Raw genomic sequence first — 16,412 nt, 5'->3', positions numbered from 1 at the left:
TTGACACCCAACGCGCATGCGCAGCAATGCAGCATTCCGGCGACTGGCGGAACCGTTAGCGGAAGTACGGTCGATAACGGGTGCACCATCAGTGGGGCGGCCAGCACGGTGACCTTCACCGGTACGGGCTACTTCGAAGGCTGGATGAATTTCACCGGCGCCAACTCGTCCCTGGTCATCGGTCCGGGCGGCCAGTTCGTCTCCTCGAACGCGGCGGCGGGTAATACGACCTTCAGCTCCATCTCTGCCAGCGCGAGCGGGTGGAGCCTGACCAACAATGGATTGATTTCGGCGGGGGCCGCATCGCCCTGGGACCTGATAGGCATCCGTGCGGCTGGAACGTACGCAATCACCAATACCGGCGACATCGTCAATCTTTCAACCACCGCCGGCTCCAACACGATAGAGAGTACCTTGGCCGGGGTGACGCTGCAGATAGACAACAGCGGTTACATCAGCTCCGAAACCAACACCGCCGTCAATCTTTCCGGGAGCGGCACGTACATCGTCAACAACCTGGCAGGCAGCACGATCACGGGGAGCGGTCCGACGGTGATGTTCGTTGGATCGGGCACGCTCGAGATGGTCAATCAAGGCATACTTCAGTCGCAGGCTGGAGGCACCGCGCTCAACAGTGCCGCGGCCACCGTCCTGCGCAACGCCGGCATCATCACCAATGACAATGCGGCCAGCCAGGTGGTGCTGTTTGGCGCCAATGCCGATACGTTGATTCTGGAGCCGACATCGAGCATCACGGGTTTTGTTTCCGGCGGAGATGGTACAGATACCCTGATCCTGGCAGGCAGTGGCGACGGCAGCTTCGACCTGGGCGCAGTAGGTGCTGCGCAGCAGTACCGCCTCTTCGAGGCCTTCGAGAAGCGTGAGGCCGGCAGTTGGACACTTACCGGAAGCAGCAGCGCGCAGGAACAGAACTGGCGCGTGTTCCAGGGAACGCTGCAGCTCGCGGCGGGCGCGACCCTGGCGCAGGGAAGTTCGATCGAGACCGCTGACGATGCGAGTGGCGGCCTCACGACGGTCCGGATATCCGGGGCATTGGCAGGCACCGGCGTAGGCATCACGCTGAGCAACCCCTTCAATGCAAACGCGCTGATCCTGGATTCAGGTGCGAGCTTCGGGAGCCGCACGTTGCTGCAGACCAACGGCGTGACTTACCTGACCGGGCCCACCGCCTTCCCCAATGATGTGACCATCACCGGCGGCTATTTTATTGTGGGCGACGGCGGCACGGGAACCGGCGGTTACATCAGCGGCAATGTCGCCAACAACGGGCTGCTGATCTTCAACCACAGTGACGACATCGCCTATGGCGGTGCCGTCAGTGGCACCGGACAGGTGGTACAACAAGGTAACGGCACGCTGACCCTGACTGGCACGAACACGCATTCCGGCGGTACGCTCATCGGTGCCGGAGCGGTGCAGATCGGCAACGGGGCCAACACCGGCAGCATCACCGGCGATGTGTCCAACAGCGGCACACTGGCGTTCAACCGTTCCGATGCCTGGACATTTGGCGGCGCAATCACCGGCACTGGCGGCGTGACGCAGGCGGGCACGGGCACCACCACGCTCACCAGTACCGGCTCCTCCGTAGGCAACGTCCAGGTCGCCGCCGGCACTCTGGATCTGGCACAGGCCGGGACCTTCAGCGCCGGTGCGTTCACGACCGCTGGCGGCGCCACCACGCACCTCGCAGCAGGTTCCATGCTGTCGGTGTCCACTGCATTCACGCACGCAGCCAACAGCACGCTTGATGTCGTGCTGGGCGCCACGCAGCCGGTGATTACGGCGGGCACGGCTGACCTGGGCGGCGCACTCAACATCACCGGTTTCTCGGCTGCGGTGCCGACCTCCGCCAGCGGACTGGCGGCCACGCAGGTCAACGTGATCCATACGACAGGCGGCATCACCGGCGATTTCGCTTCGGTTGGCTTCGGCGGCGCTGCCAGCCCGGTCGACTACCTCGTTCTTTCGGGGAGCAAGTCGCCTGACGCATTCGATTACAGCGTGGGCTATGGCCTGGCGTGGCTGGCCGGCGCAACGCAGGGCAACGGCACCTTCACCCTGACCGGCGCGGTTGACACCTTCAACGCGGACGTGGCGTTGGGCAACCAGACGGCATCCACTACGGGCTGGGACGGCACCACGCTGACCAAGAACGGTGCAGGCACGCTGCTGCTCTCCGCAGACAACACCTACACCGGCGGCACCACGATCAGCGCCGGCACGCTGCAGATCGGCAACGGTGGCACCACCGGTTCGGTCGTGGGTGACATCAGCAACAACGCCGCGCTGGTGTTCAACCGCAGCAATGCGCTGAGCTACGCGGGCACCCTCACCGGCACCGGCTCGCTGACCCAGGCTGGCGCCGGCACCACGTCGCTGACCGGTGCGGGATCCTCGGTCGGCAGCGCAAACGTCACGGCCGGTGTACTCAGCCTGGAGAACACCGGCGCATTCAACGTTGCCGGCGGCTATGCGACCGGTGCCGGGGCAACCACCCGGATCGCGGCCGGTACCACGCTGTCGGTGGGCGGTGCGTTCACGCAGGCAGGCACCAGCACGCTCGATGTCGCGTTGGGCGGCGCCCAGCCGCTCATTTCGGCGGCCACGGCCACTCTCGGCGGCGCCCTCACCATCACCGGGTTCAGTGCGGGCACTCCGGCCAGCGCCAGTGCGCTGCCCAGCACGTACTACAACGTCATCCACACCACCGGTGGCATCACCGGCGACTTCGCGACCGTCAACCTCGGTGGCGCGGCAAGTCCGGCCGATTACCTCACCCTCTCGGGCCAGGTATCGGCCGACACGCTGGACTACGACGTCGGCCTGCGCCTGACCTGGCTGGCCGGCGCGACGCTGGGCAACGGCGTGTTCACCCTGGCCACTGCCGGTGACACCTTCAATGTGGACGTGGCGCTGGCCAACCAGGCTGCCTCGGCCACCGGCTGGGACGGCACCACGCTGACCAAGGAAGGCGCCGGCACCCTGGTGCTGTCGGCGGTCAACACCTACACCGGCCCGACGTTGATCAATGCGGGCACGCTGCAGACCGGCATCGCCGATGCCTTTGCCTCCAGCAGTGCGGTGAACGTGGCCAGTGGTGCCACGCTGGACCTGAACTCCTTCAACCAGACGGCCAACAACCTTGCCGGCGCGGGCAACGTGGCGCTGGGCAGCGCCGTACTGACGGCGAACAACAGCGCCGATACGACCTTCGGCGGCGCCATCGGCGGCACAGGTGGACTGATCAAGAGCGGCCTGTCCGCACTGACGCTCACCGGCGACAACGACTACACCGGCGGCACCACGATCAGCGCCGGCACGCTGCAGATCGGCAACGGTGGCACCACCGGTTCGGTCGTGGGCGACATCAGCAACAACGCCGCGCTGGTGTTCAACCGCAGCAATGCACTGAGCTACGCGGGCACCCTCACCGGCACCGGCTCGCTGACCCAGGCTGGCACCGGTACCACGTCGCTGACCGGCGCAGGTTCCTCGGTCGGCAGCGCAAACGTCACGGCCGGTGTACTCAGCCTGGAGAACGCCGGCGCATTCAACGTTGCCGGCGGCTATGCGACCGGTGCCGGGGCAACCACCCGGATCGCGGCCGATACCACGCTGTCGGTGGGCGGTGCGTTCACGCAGGCAGGCACCAGCACGCTCGATGTCGCGTTGGGCGGCGCCCAGCCGCTCATTTCGGCGGCCACGGCCACTCTCGGCGGCGCCCTCACCATCACCGGGTTCAGTGCGGGCACCCCGGCCAGCGCCAGTGCGCTGCCCAGCACGTACTACAACGTCATCCACACCACCGGTGGCATCACCGGTGACTTCGCGACCGTCAACCTCGGTGGCGCGGCAAGTCCGGCCGATTACCTCACCCTCTCGGGCCAGGTATCGGCCGATACGCTGGACTACGACGTCGGCCTGCGCCTGACCTGGCTGGCCGGCGCGACGCTGGGCAACGGTGTGTTCACCCTGGCCACTGCCGGTGACACCTTCAATGTGGACGTGGCGCTGGCCAACCAGGCTGCCTCGGCCACCGGCTGGGACGGCACCACGTTGACCAAGGAAGGCGCCGGCACCCTGGTGCTGTCGGCGGCCAACACCTACACCGGCCCGACGTTGATCAATGCGGGCACGCTGCAGACCGGCATCGCCGATGCCTTCGCCTCCAGCAGTGCGGTGAACGTGGCCAGTGGTGCCACGCTGGACCTGAACTCCTTCAACCAGACCGCCAACAACCTCACCGGTGCCGGCAACGTGGCACTGGGCAGTGCCGCACTCACGGTCAACAACAGCACCGATACCACCTTTGCCGGCGTGATCGGTGGCGGTGGCCAGGTGATCAAGGCCGGCGCTGGCACCTTCACGCTCACCGGCAGCAACACCTACACCGGCGGCACCACCATCAATGCCGGTACGTTGCAGGTCGGTGCCGGCGGCACCGCCGGCACCCTGGTCGGCAACGTCACCAACAACAGCATCCTGGCCTTCAACCGCGCCGACGCGCTGACCTTCGGCGGTGTGCTCAGTGGTGCCGGCACCCTCAACCAGCTCGGCGCGGGAACCACCCTGCTCACCGGCAACAGCAACGCGTTTGCAGGGACCACCAACGTCACCAACGGCATCCTGCGCGTGGATGGAACGCTGGGCTCGGCAGCCAGCACGATGCTCGTCTCCAATGGCGGCACGATCGGTGGCAATGGCACCATCGGTGGCAACGTCTCGATCACCGACGGCATCCTCGCACCCGGCACCTCGCCGGGCACCCTGACCATCGGCGGCGATTTGGCACTGACCGGTGCTTCGATCCTGAACTACGAGTTCGGCCAGGCCGGCACGGTTGGTGGCCCCCTCAACGACCTGACCGTGGTGGGCGGCAACCTCACCCTGGACGGCACCCTCAACGTGGCCACTTCGGCCGGCGGCACATATGGCCCCGGCCTGTACCGGGTCATCAACTACAGCGGCACGCTGACGGACAACGGGCTGGTCGTCGGCACCGCGCCGTCGGCCGACAATTTCATCCAGACCTCGGTGGCCAACCAGGTCAACCTGATCAACACCAACGGACTGTCCCTGAGCTATTGGGACGGCGCGGCCGGGCCGCGCAACAACAACGCGGTCAACGGTGGCGACGGCGCCTGGCAAGGCGGCACGGGCAATGACAACTGGGCGACGGCCGACGGTTCGGTCAACGCCCCGTTCTCGGATGCGTCCTTCGCCGTGTTCTCGGCCGTGCCGGGTACTGTTACCGTCGACACCAGCCTGGGTGCGGTCACCGCCTCGGGCATGCAGTTCGCTACCGGCGGCTACCTGCTGCAGGGCGATCCCATCGCACTGGTGGAGACCGACACGGCCACACCGGGCATCACCATCTTCAGTGTGGGCGATGGTACCGGCGCGGGCGCCGGTTACGTTGCCACCCTCAATACCGTGCTCAGCGGCCCGGTGGGAATCAACAAGACCGATCTCGGCACGCTGGTGCTCGGTGGCGCCAACACCTACACCGGCGGCACGACGATCTCTGGCGGCACCGTGTCGGTGGGGGCGGATGCAAACCTGGGGGGTGCCGCAGGCATCGTGACGCTGGATGGCGGCACACTGGCGACCAGCGCCAGCTTCACCCTGCCCCGCGCCTTCACGATCACCGCCAACAATGGCAGCCTCCAGACCGATACCGGCACCACCCTGACCTCCGGCGGCATGATGTCCGGCCCCGGCGGGCTGACCAAGACCGGTGCCGGCACGCTGCTGCTGATAGCGGACAACACCTACGGCGGCGGCACCACGATCACTGCAGGGACCCTGCAGCTGGGTAACACGACCGGCCTCACCGGTTCCCTCACGGGGGATGTCGTCAACAATGCCACGCTGGCGCTGGGCCATGGCAATGCCTGGACCTTCGGCGGTGCGATCAGCGGTTCGGGCAACGTCAATCAGATCGGCTTTGGCACCACCACGCTGACCGCGGACAACACCTACACCGGTGGCACCACGATCAGCGCCGGCACCCTGCAGATCGGCAACGGTGGCACCACCGGTTCGGTCGTGGGCGACATCAGCAACAACGCCGCGCTGGTGTTCAACCGCAGCAATGCGCTGAGCTACGCGGGCACCATCACCGGCACCGGCTCGCTGACCCAGGCTGGCGCCGGCACCACGTCGCTGACCGGTGCGGGATCCTCGGTCGGCAGCGCAAACGTCACGGCCGGTGTACTCAGCCTGGAGAATACCGGCGCATTCAACGTTGCCGGCGGCTATGCGACCGGTACCGGGGCGACCACCCGGATCGCGGCCGGTACCACGCTGTCGGTGGGCGGTGCGTTCACGCAGGCAGGCACCAGCACGCTCGATGTCGCGTTGGGCGGCGCCCAGCCGCTCATTTCGGCGGCCACGGCCACTCTCGGCGGCGCCCTCACCATCACCGGGTTCAGTGCGGGCACCCCGGCCAGCGCCAGTGCACTGCCCAGCACCTACTACAACGTCATCCACACCACCGGTGGCATCACCGGCGACTTCGCGACCGTCAACCTCGGCAGCGCGGCAAGTCCGGCCGATTACCTCACCCTCTCGGGCCAGGTATCGGCCGATACGCTGGACTACGACGTCGGCCTGCGCCTGACCTGGCTGGCCGGCGCGACGCTGGGCAACGGTGTGTTCACCCTGGCCACTGCCGGTGACACCTTCAATGTGGACGTGGCGCTGGCCAACCAGGCCGCCTCGGCCACCGGCTGGGACGGCGCCACGTTGACCAAGGAAGGCACCGGCACCCTGGTGCTGTCGGCGGTCAACACCTACACCGGCCCGACGTTGATCAATGCGGGTACGCTGCAGACCGGCATCGCCGATGCCTTCACCTCCAGCAGTGCGGTGAACGTGGCCAGTGGTGCCACGCTGGACCTGAACTCCTTCAACCAGACCGCCAACAACCTCACCGGTGCCGGCAACGTGGCACTGGGCAGCGCTGTACTGACGGCGAACAACAGCGCCGATACGACCTTCGGCGGCGCCATCGGCGGCACAGGTGGACTGATCAAGAGCGGCCTGTCCGCACTGACGCTCACCGGCGACAACGACTACGCCGGCGGCACCACGATCAGCGCCGGCACCCTGCAGATCGGCAACGGTGGTGCCAGCGGCAGCATCGCCGGCGACGTAACCAACAATGGCATCCTGGCCTTCAACCGCGCCGACGCGCTGACCTTCGGCGGTGTGCTCAGTGGTGCCGGCATTCTCAACCAGATCGGTGCTGGCACGACGGCACTGACCGGCAACAGCGGCGGCTTCTCGGGCACCACCAACGTCACCAACGGCATCCTGCGCGTGGACGGAATGCTGGGCTCGGCAGCCAGCACGATGCTCGTCTCCAATGGCGGCACGATCGGTGGCAATGGCACCATTGGTGGCAACGTCTCGATCACCGACGGCATCCTGGCACCCGGCGCCTCGCCCGGCACCCTGACCATCGGCGGCGACCTGGCACTGACCGGTGCCTCGATCCTGAACTACGAGTTCGGCCAGGCTGGCACGGTTGGCGGCCCCCTCAACGACCTGACCGTGGTGGGCGGCAACCTCACCCTGGACGGCACCCTCAACGTGGCCACTTCGGCCGGCGGCACGTATGGCCCCGGCCTGTACCGGGTCATCAACTACAGCGGCACGCTGACGGACAACGGGCTGGTCGTCGGCACCGCGCCGTCGGCCGACAATTTCATCCAGACCTCGGTGGCCAACCAGGTCAACCTGATCAACACCAACGGACTGTCCCTGAGCTATTGGGACGGCGCGGCCGGGCCGCGCAACAACAACGCGGTCAACGGTGGCGACGGCGTGTGGCAAGCCAGCGCAGGCAATGACAACTGGACGATGGCCGACGGTTCGGTCAACGCCCCGTTCTCGGATGCGTCCTTCGCCGTGTTCTCGGCCGTGCCGGGTACTGTTACCGTCGACACCAGCCTGGGTGCGGTCACCGCCTCGGGCATGCAGTTCGCTACCGGCGGCTACCTGCTGCAGGGCGACCCCATCGCACTGGTGGAGACCGACGCGGTCACACCCGGCATCACCACGATCCGCGTGGGCGATGGCACCGGCGCCGGTGCCGGTTACGTTGCCACCCTCAATACCGTGCTCAGCGGCCCGGTGGGAATCAACAAGACCGATCTCGGCACGCTGGTGCTCGGTGGCGCCAACACCTACACCGGCGGCACGACGATCTCTGGCGGCACCGTGTCGGTGGGGGCGGATGCAAACCTGGGGGGTGCCGCAGGCATCGTGACGCTGGATGGCGGCACACTGGCGACCAGCGCCAGCTTCACCCTGCCCCGCGCCTTCACGATCACCGCCAACAATGGCAGCCTCCAGACCGATACCGGCACCACCCTGACCTCCAACGGCATGATGTCCGGCCCCGGCGGGCTGACCAAGACCGGTGCCGGCACGCTGCTGCTGATAGCGGACAACACCTACGGCGGCGGCACCACGATCACTGCAGGGACCCTGCAGCTGGGTAACACGACCGGCCTCACCGGTTCCCTCACGGGGGATGTCGTCAACAATGCCACGCTGGCGCTGGGCCATGGCAATGCCTGGACCTTCGGCGGTGCGATCAGCGGTTCGGGCAACGTCAATCAGACCGGCTTTGGCACCACCACGCTGACCGCGGACAACACCTACACCGGCGGCACCACGATCAGCGCCGGTACGCTGCAGATCGGCAACGGTGGCACCACTGGTTCGGTCGTGGGCGACATCAGCAACAACGCCGCGCTGGTGTTCAACCGCAGCAATGCGCTGAGCTACGCGGGCACCCTCACCGGCACCGGCTCGCTGACCCAGGCTGGCGCCGGCACCACGTCGCTGACCGGCGCAGGTTCCTCGGTCGGCAGCGCAAACGTCACGGCCGGTGTACTCAGCCTGGAGAATACCGGCGCATTCAACGTTGCCGGCGGCTATGCGACCGGTACCGGGGCGACCACCCGGATCGCGGCCGGTACCACGCTGTCGGTGGGCGGTGCGTTCACGCAGGCAGGCACCAGCACGCTCGATGTCGCATTGGGCGGCGCCCAGCCGCTCATTTCGGCGGCCACGGCCACTCTAGGCGGCGCCCTCACCATCACCGGGTTCAGCGCGGGCGCGCCGGCCAGCGCCAGTGCGCTGCCCAGCACGTACTACAACGTCATCCACACCACCGGTGGCATCACCGGCGACTTCGCGACCGTCAACCTCGGCAGCGCGGCAAGTCCGGCCGATTACCTCACCCTCTCGGGCCAGGTATCGGCCGATACGCTGGACTACGACGTCGGCCTGCGTCTGACCTGGCTGGCCGGCGCGACGCTGGGCAACGGCGTGTTCACCCTGGCCACTGCCGGTGACACCTTCAATGTGGACGTGGCGCTGGCCAACCAGGCCGCCTCGGCCACCGGCTGGGACGGCACCACGCTGACCAAGGAAGGCGCCGGCACCCTGGTGCTGTCGGCGGCCAACACCTACACCGGCCCGACGTTGATCAATGCAGGCACGCTGCAGACCGGCATCGCCGATGCCTTTGCCTCCAGCAGTGCGGTGAACGTGGCCAGTGGTGCCACGCTGGACCTGAACTCCTTCAACCAGACCGCCAACAACCTCACCGGTGCCGGCAACGTGGCGCTGGGCAGTGCCGCACTCACGGTCAACAACAGCGCCGATACCACCTTTGCCGGCGTGATCGGTGGCGGTGGCCAGGTGATCAAGGCCGGCGCTGGCACCTTCACGCTCACCGGCAGCAACACCTACACCGGCGGCACCACCATCAATGCCGGTACGTTGCAGGTCGGTGCCGGCGGCACCGCCGGCACCCTGGTCGGCAACGTCACCAACAACAGCATCCTGGCCTTCAACCGCGCCGACGCGCTGACCTTCGGCGGTGTGCTCAGTGGTGCCGGCATTCTCAACCAGATCGGTGCGGGAACCACCCTGCTCACCGGCAACAGCAACGCGTTTGCAGGGACCACCAACGTCACCAACGGCATCCTGCGCGTGGATGGAACGCTGGGCTCGGCAGCCAGCACGATGCTCGTCTCCAATGGCGGCACGATCGGTGGCAATGGCACCATCGGTGGCAACGTCTCGATCACCGACGGCATCCTCGCACCCGGCGCCTCGCCCGGCACCCTGACCATCGGCGGCGACCTGGCGCTGGCCGCCCCGTCGATCCTCAACTACGAGCTGGGACAGGCCAATGTCGTTGGCGCCGCGCTCAACGACCTGACCGTGGTCGGGGGCGACCTGACACTGGATGGAACGCTCAACATCACCGCGTCGGCGGGCGGCAGCTTCGGGCCGGGCTTGTACCGCATCATCTCCTACGACGGGGCGCTGACCGACAATGGACTGGACCTGGGCGTCATTCCCGCTGGCACGAGTGTCTTCGTCCAGACCGGTTTTGCGGGCCAGGTCAACCTGGTCAACAGCGCCGGGCTTCTGCTCAACTTCTGGGATGGCGCGGGCCCGAAGTTCGATGGCGTGGTCAACGGTGGCGACGGCGTGTGGCAAGCCAGCGCAGGCAACGACAACTGGACCGAGGCCACGGGTTCCCTCAATGCCTCCTACGAGAACGGCGCCTTCGCCATCTTCGCCGGTGCACCGGGTACGGTGGACGTCGATGACAGCCTCGGGGCGATCACCTCCTCTGGGATGCAGTTCGCCACGGGCGGCTATGTCATTGAAGGGGCGCCCATCAGCCTGGTGGCAGGGGCCAACACGTTCCGTGTCGGTGACGGCACCGCGGCAGGCGCCGGCTACGTGGCAACCATCGTTTCCGCGCTGACCGGCGCAGGCGGCGTGGACAAGACCGATACCGGTACGCTGATCCTGACGGCGGACAACACCTATGTGGGCGGCACGACGATTTCTGCGGGTACGCTGCAGCTGGGCGATGGCGGTACCACCGGCACCCTCCTGGGCGACGTGGTCGACAACGGCACATTGGCCTTCAATCGTTCCGATGCCGTGGCGTTCGGCAGCGTGATCAGCGGCTCCGGCACACTCCACCAGATGGGCGCTGGCACCACCACGCTGACTGCGGACAACACCTACACCGGTGGTACGACCGTCTCGGCCGGCGCCCTGCAGATCGGCGACGGGGTGTCGTCAGGCTCCATCGTGGGTGATGTTGTCGACAATGCCACGCTCATCTTCAACACCCCGCTGGATGCCGCATTCGCAGGCGCGATCAGCGGCACCGGCGAGGTGGTCAAGTCCGCGACCAACGTGTTGATGCTTACCGGCGAGAACACCTATAGCGGCAGTACGACCATCAATGCCGGCACCCTGCAGATCGGCGATGGCGGCACCAGCGGCAGCATCGTGGGTGACGTCACCAACAACGGCACGCTGGCCTTCAACCGCTCCGATGCGTTGATCCATGCAGGCGCCATCAGTGGCGGCAACGTGGTGCAGGCCGGGGCCGGAACGACCACGTTGACCAACGCGGGCAGCGCGGTGACCAGCACCCAGGTCAACGCCGGCACGCTAGACCTCGCGCAGGCGGGCGCCTTCACTACGGGCACCCTCACCACCGCATCCGGCGCCACCACCCGCATCGCCGCCGACGCGAGCCTGGCCGTCGCAGGCGCGTTCACCCAGGACACCGGCAGCACGCTCGCCATTGCGCTGGGCAGCACCCAGCCCGTCGTCTCCGCAGCCACCGCCGATCTGGGTGGCACGCTGGACATCGTGGGCTTCAGTGCCACCCTGCCCGACACCGCCAGTGCCCTGACCAGCACGCTGTTCAATGTGATCCACACTACCGGCGGTATTACCAACGACTTCTCGACGGTCACCGTGAGCGGGTCCGGCGATGATCGCGATTTCCTCACGTTGTCGGGAATCACCTCCGCCGATGCGATGGACTACAACGTGGGCGTCGGCCTGACCTGGCTGGCGGGTCCGACGCTGGGCAATGGCGTGTTCACCCTGGTGGATGCGTCTGACACCTTCGATGTCGATATCGCGCTCGGCAACCAGGCGTCTTCCAGTACCGGATGGAACGGCACCACCCTGACCAAGAACGGCGCAGGCACCCTGGTGTTGTCGGCAGCCAACACCTACACGGGCGCTACCCTCGTCAATGCAGGCACCTTGCGGGCGGGCACCGACAACGCATTGGCCAGCAGCAGCGCAGTGAACGTTGCCAGCGGTGCCACGCTGGATCTGGACGGGTTCGACCAACGGGCGCACGACCTCGCCGGCGACGGCAGCGTGACCCTTGGCAGCGCGGCCCTGACCGCACAGAGCGATGCAGACACCACCTTCGGCGGCGTGATCAGCGGCACAGGAAGCCTGGTCAAGGACGGCGCCGCCACACTGACGTTGACCGGCGACAACACCTATGCCGGTGGCACTGTCGTCAACGCCGGTACCCTGCAGCTCGGCAATGGCGGTACCGGTGGCAGCATCGTCGGCGACATCACCAACCATGCGGCGCTTGTCATCAACCACTCGGGCGCGGTGGATATGGCCGCCGTCATCACCGGCACCGGCTCGCTCACTACGCTGGGCACGGGCGTGGTGTCCCTCACTGCGGTGAACACCTACAGCGGCGCAACCCAGGTCCAGGTCGGCACCCTCAAGGCCGGTGTGGTCAATGCCTTCAGCGCCTCCTCCGCGCATACCGTGGCCAGCGGGGCCACGCTGGATACCGGCGGCTTCAACCAGACCCTCGCGGCGTTGGACAACGCCGGCACAGTGCGCCTGCGCAGTGCAACGCCGGGCAGCACCCTTACCATCACCGGCGCCTATGTGGGCCGCGGCGGCACCCTGCAGCTGGGTACCCGGCTGGATGGCAGTGGCAGCCCGAGCGACCGACTCGTGATCGATGGTGCGGGTGCGAGCGCCAGCGGTACCACCCGCCTGGCGATCACCAACCTCGGCGGCCTTGGTGCCCTGACCAGCGGCGACGGCATCGAGGTGGTCAGTGCCCTCAACGGCGCCACCACCACCGCACAGACCAGCAAGGACGCCTTCGAACTGGCCGGCGGCTCGGCCATCGCCGGTGCCTCCATCGGTGGCATCACGCTGCAGGTTCCCCACATCGATGCCGGCGCCTACGAATACCGCCTATATGCCGCCGACGCCAACGGCGCGGGCCAGAACTGGTACCTGCGCTCGACCTCGACGGACGGTCCGCCGGGGCTCCCGCCTCCCACCTACCGTGCCGAAGTCCCCATGTTTGCCAGCATGCCTTCGCTGCTGCGCCAGACCGATCTTGCGATGCTCGGCAACCTGCACCTGCGGGTCGGCGACGAGGATACGGCCGGGTCGGAGGCCTGGCGCGACCGGCGCGCCTGGGCTCGCGTGGTCTACACCGATCTCGACATCCGGCAGGAAGGCACGGTCGGCCCGCGCAGCGACGGCCACGCCGGCGGCATGCAGATCGGTACCGACCTGTGGGCCGACAGTGCCTGGCGCGCGGGCGTGTACCTGGGCTACCTGCAGGGCGGGTCCGACATCACCGGCGATGCGCGCGGAACCTTCGACCGCGTCGGCCACGGCGACTGGCGGTCAAGCACGCTGGGGGGTTACGCCACCTGGCTGCGCGATGACGGTCTGTATGTGGATATGGTTCTGCAGGGCACGAGCCAGCGCTACACGCTGCGGCCGGATTTCAATCCCAACGTGTCGGGCAAGGCCACCAGCCTTACCGGCTCGATCGAAGCGGGCGCGCCCTTCAAGCTGTCGGACACCTGGAGCCTGGAGCCGCAGCTGCAGGTGATCTATCAGGGGAGCGATTTCGATGACGTGGAGATTGGTGGGGCAACGGTGGAGCAGCACACCGACGGCGGCTGGATCGGCCGGCTCGGCCTGCGCATCAAGGGCGACATGGCCACCTCTGGCGGTCGCTTCCAGCCCTACCTCCGCGCCAACCTGTACTACGGCACCGCCGGCACGGATGTCGCACGCTTCATCTCGTCAGGGGCCGTCACCGACATCGCCAGCCGCACCGGCTATACCTCCACGGAACTGGCCGCGGGCATGACGCTGACGGTCAACGAGCACGCCAGCCTGTATGGCGAGGTGGGACACCTGTTCAGCAATTCCGGCGATGCGCGCGTGCGTTCGTCCGTGCTGGGCAGCGTAGGCGTGAGAGTGTCGTGGAAGTAAGGCGGGCGCGACTGGGAACAGCGCGCCGGCCATACTCACCTGGGGGCGGTGCGCTGTTCCGCCCCACGGCTCTGCGCGAAGTCCGGGAAGGTTTCCGCAAGGGACTGTTTGTCCGGCAGGATGTAGAACACGCCGCCCTTCTCGAACGTCGGCTGGATGATCCGGGCGTAGAAATCCGGATTGACATTGATGCAGCCATGCGTGACGCGATTGTCGTCCGGCGAGGGCGAAGCCAGGCGCTCGACACGTTTTTCGGCCGGAACGCCCGTAGCGGTGGGATGTATGGAAACCGCGGTGTCGTAGTCCACCCACAGCACGCGACCGGCGTCGAGTGAGGGACCGTAACCGCCGATGAAGCGGCCCGCTGGGGTAGTACGGTCGCGGCCCGGAATTTCCTTCAGTGCCAGACCGGCCACGCCCGGTGCCGAATGGTCGCCGACGGCAGAGCCAAACAGGCCCGGTGCGGCGCCGAGAAGTCGGCCTTTACCGTCGAATACGAAGATCTGGGCAGCGGTCTTGTCCATCACCGCGAACGGATAGCCCTCGGTGTCCCTGCTTGCCTTGATCCAGCCGGCAAGCTGAATGACGGTGTCCGAAACGGCTTGGTCCGGCGGCAATTGATCGTTGGGCGCGGCGGGCTGCTGCTCGGCGGGCTGCTCGGCCGGATCCTGTGCGCGGGCCAAGGCGGAGCCGGCGAACACCAGCGTCAGCGCCAGTGCGCCACACGTGGCGCGGATAGCGGGAGGAATAGGCATGTTGATGGGGGAATTCCTTGGAGCGACGACAGAGTAAAGCAAAGAAACCGGTGGCCAGTAAAGGCCACCGGGTCCCGGGTTCCAGACATTCGTTACACAGTACGCAAAAACCGATTAACCGCGCGGCTGACGCTTCGCCGGGACCGACTCAAGCCGCTGCACACGGCTTTCGATCTGATCCAGGCGCTGGTTGGCCTGCTGCGCCGACTGGTTGGCCGATTCGGCGCTCTGGGCTGCGCCCTGCACCTTCGTGTCCAGCGAATCGAGGCGTGAGTTGATCGTTGCAAACTCATCCTTATACGTGGCGCAACCGCCAAGGCCCAGGGCGGCGACGAGTGCCACGCCCAGCGTACGCGTCACCACCATATTCTTCTTGGTCATAATCATTCCAGTGCTCCTTCTCGGGTCTCGGTCAAACGGTTAAATAGCGCCCCCTCTGCCGGACCAATCATGACTCTGCGATACGTAGATGGATTGTGAAGAAGCTGAACGTTGCAAATTCCGGCCATCACGCTGGTCAGGCATCACTGCTGCGCGGCTTCCGGTGCCAGCGTATGGATCACCTTGCCCTGCGCATTCAGGAACTCGATGGCCCCGTACCCCTCCGGGGTCACGGTCAGGCGAAGCCTGGCGCGATCCTGCTGGTCATTGAGCGCGATGGCCGGCGTGCCATCGGCCGCTACCACCATCTGGATCCGCGTCGGCGTCTGCACGCCGGGAATCAGCCGATTGTCCAAGCGCGGCTCGCGAATCAATGGCGGTGCCTGGTTGATCGAGAACCGGACCTCACCATCCGGCGAAACGCGCCAGCCAATGGCATCCATGGCGGGGTGGTCCAGCGCGAGCACGGCCATGCCGCCCTCCACGTCTGCGGTACCAAAGCCGCCGCGCTCACTGCCCTTGTCGTCGTACAGCACCATGCCCGCAACGTTGAAGGCGCGCTTGTACTGGATGCCGTCGATGATGGGCGCTGGGGTCTCGCCCGAGAGGGTCATGCGGATCACCCCCTTCTCATCGACGATATCGATACGGCGCGCGGTAATGCGCTCGCTGTCCGGCGCTTCCACTCGCGTCTGCGGTGACTTGCTGATGATGACCTTCTGCAACTGCTCAACGGAAGGACGCTTGGGGCCGGCCGCTTCCTGCGCGTGTGCATGCACGGTCAGGAAAGACAGGGCGATGGCGATGATGCAGTTCAGGGATTTCATAGGCTTGCGCTTGCCACCGGCGGCGTGACGGTTCATTGCCACCAGCATGCCCAGCACGCCAACCGCCACCACTCCACAGATCTGCTTCGCCATCATGGGCGTTCCTTGCGTGTGTCCGGCCGTCATGATATCCCGCGACGGTCGGACATGCGAAAGTGATTCAGAGCATCTTGAGCTCCCTGAGCCGTCGCAGAACCCACGCGGGGAAGAATCAATAGGCAGAAAGCCGCAAGTGCGGCAAGACAGGCAGCGCGCATCCTCGTCGATTCCTTTATCGCGGCGAACC

General features: G+C 66.6%; 4 protein-coding genes. 1 reads left to right on the top strand and 3 read right to left on the bottom strand.

All coding sequences use genetic code 11. The annotated features are described in order from the left end of the window. The first annotated feature begins 108 nt into the window (after nt 1-108). Nucleotides 109-14,163 (top strand): autotransporter-associated beta strand repeat-containing protein, encoded by a 14,055-nt coding sequence (locus WIX41_RS17310; protein WP_339449769.1) that lies wholly within the window; start codon nt 109-111, stop codon nt 14,161-14,163. A gap of 35 nt (nt 14,164-14,198) precedes the next feature. On the opposite strand, the gene WIX41_RS17305 is transcribed toward WIX41_RS17310, so the two are convergent. The 3 genes from WIX41_RS17305 to WIX41_RS17295 form a co-directional block, all read right to left on the bottom strand. Further along, nucleotides 14,199-14,873 carry a hypothetical protein gene (locus tag WIX41_RS17305; protein ID WP_409187535.1) on the bottom strand — a complete coding sequence of 225 codons (675 nt, stop codon included), beginning with the start codon at nt 14,871-14,873 and terminating at the stop codon, nt 14,199-14,201. A 159-nt stretch (nt 14,874-15,032) separates the two neighbouring features. Further along, complete coding sequence (locus WIX41_RS17300; protein WP_339449767.1) at nt 15,033-15,305, bottom strand: hypothetical protein; 273 nt, start codon at nt 15,303-15,305, stop codon at nt 15,033-15,035. 137 nt (nt 15,306-15,442) lie between these two features. After that, nucleotides 15,443-16,219, bottom strand: coding sequence for a hypothetical protein (locus WIX41_RS17295; protein WP_339449766.1), 777 nt, complete (start codon nt 16,217-16,219; stop codon nt 15,443-15,445). Between the last annotated feature and the right edge of the window lie 193 nt (nt 16,220-16,412).

It is taken from the genome of Stenotrophomonas sp. AB1(2024) (assembly GCF_037482345.1).
Lineage (GTDB): Bacteria > Pseudomonadota > Gammaproteobacteria > Xanthomonadales > Xanthomonadaceae > Stenotrophomonas.
Note: the sequence above shows the minus strand (reverse complement) of the source record. Positions and strands in the feature narration are given on the sequence as shown.